This window comes from Micromonospora sp. NBS 11-29, from assembly GCF_002140155.1.
GTDB lineage: Bacteria > Actinomycetota > Actinomycetes > Mycobacteriales > Micromonosporaceae > Micromonospora.
Genome location: NZ_NAPR01000023.1, coordinates 186,653 through 188,027 on the forward strand (window position 1 = coordinate 186,653; position 1,375 = coordinate 188,027).

Here is a 1,375-nt window from a genome sequence, read left to right on the forward strand (position 1 = left end):
GACCACGGCGAGGAACATCGAGCGGGCCCGCTCGGCGAGCAACGCGTCGGCCCGGCTGACGCTCTCGGTCACGTCCTCGACGTACCAGCAGCGCCGCGCGCGCGACAGCGGCACCGGTCGCAGCCGCAGCCGCCGCCCGTGGTGGGTGAACTCGGCCGGACCGTCACCGCCCAACGCCGTGACGCCGCTGGCCACGAGCACCTCGCCGGGCCGGACCTCGGGCACGAGCCGCTCCGCGACCGGGCTGACGTGCCGCACCACGCCGTCGGCGTCGCAGACGACGAGCCCTTCGCGGAAGTGCTCGACCACCTCGGACCAGTCGGGCACGGCGAGCCCCCGGTCGGGGGCAAGCGGCGGCAGGGCGGACGGCGTCGGGGCGGCGGACCGCGCCGGGACCCCCGGGGCGCTCGGCGTGGAGATCCGTCCGTCGCCCGGGTCGGAACCCCTGACGTCGGCAGCAGTCACCAGCTGAGCCCCACTCTCCTCGTCGACACGCGCGGGACGCCGAAAACGACGCCTGTGGTCAAATCTCTTCACCCCACCCTACGCCCGTGCGCCGGGACCGCCACCCCACGGCGTCGTGCGGGGTTACGGCGTCGAGCGGGCCGGCTGCGGAATTGTTACGATCCGAACGTGCCTGCCGGACCGGCAGCCTGCGGAAGGGCGTGATGGTGATTCCCCAACGGAGGAAGCCCGAGGCGACACCCCTCAGCATCTCCGTGGACCGCTCCGATCCGGCGGCCCCCGTCGTCCGCGTGGGCGGCGACCTCGCGTACGCCACCGCGGCGCCGCTGCGCGCCGAGATCGACCGCCTGCTCGCCGAGCGTCCCGCGACGCTCGTGCTCGACTTCGGCGACCTGCTCTTCCTCGACAGCACCGGCCTGTCGGTGATCGTGCACGCCTGGCGGGAGGGGCAGCACGTCGGCACCGCCACCGAACTCCGCGCCGTCCCGCGCTTCCTGCGGACCATCCTCGACATGACCGGCGTCACCGGCCTGCTGGCCCGCCCGCCGGNTGTTGACCATCGAGGTGGACCGGCTCGACGCCGGGTCCGCCCGGCTCCGGCTGGTCGGCGAGCTGGACTTCGACACCGCGCCGGACCTCGTCGAGGCCGCCGCCGAGCTGCGCCGCGACGGCCACCTGGAGTTGCAGCTCGACTTCGCGGGCGTGTCGCTCTGCGACTCCTCCGGCCTCAGCGCGCTGGTGATGATCCACCGTGCCGGGCGCGGCCCGGTCCACCTGCTCGACACCAACGGCCAGGTCAGACAACTGCTGGCCCGCACCGGCCTGGCCGAGCTGCTGGCCGCCCCGCCCCGCGCGGCGGCCGACGACGCCCGCGCGGCCGGCTGACCGAGGGCAGGGGTGGCCCCCGACC

1 protein-coding gene and 2 pseudogenes are annotated in these 1,375 nt (G+C 75.1%); 2 read left to right on the forward strand and 1 reads right to left on the reverse strand.

Annotation, left to right across the window (positions count from 1 at the left end):
* Positions 1 to 465, reverse strand: a pseudogene (locus B1205_RS32335) (PP2C family protein-serine/threonine phosphatase); the annotation flags it as partial.
* Positions 466 to 668: 203 nt separating this feature from the next.
* Between B1205_RS32335 and B1205_RS25405 the strand changes: the two are divergent.
* Both B1205_RS25405 and B1205_RS25410 read left to right on the forward strand, forming a co-directional pair.
* A pseudogene (locus B1205_RS25405) lies at positions 669 to 932 on the forward strand (STAS domain-containing protein); the annotation flags it as partial.
* 85 nt (positions 933 to 1,017) lie between these two features.
* Positions 1,018 to 1,350 (forward strand): STAS domain-containing protein, encoded by a 333-nt coding sequence (locus B1205_RS25410; protein WP_254910185.1) that lies wholly within the window; start codon positions 1,018 to 1,020, stop codon positions 1,348 to 1,350.
* Positions 1,351 to 1,375: the final 25 nt, after the last annotated feature.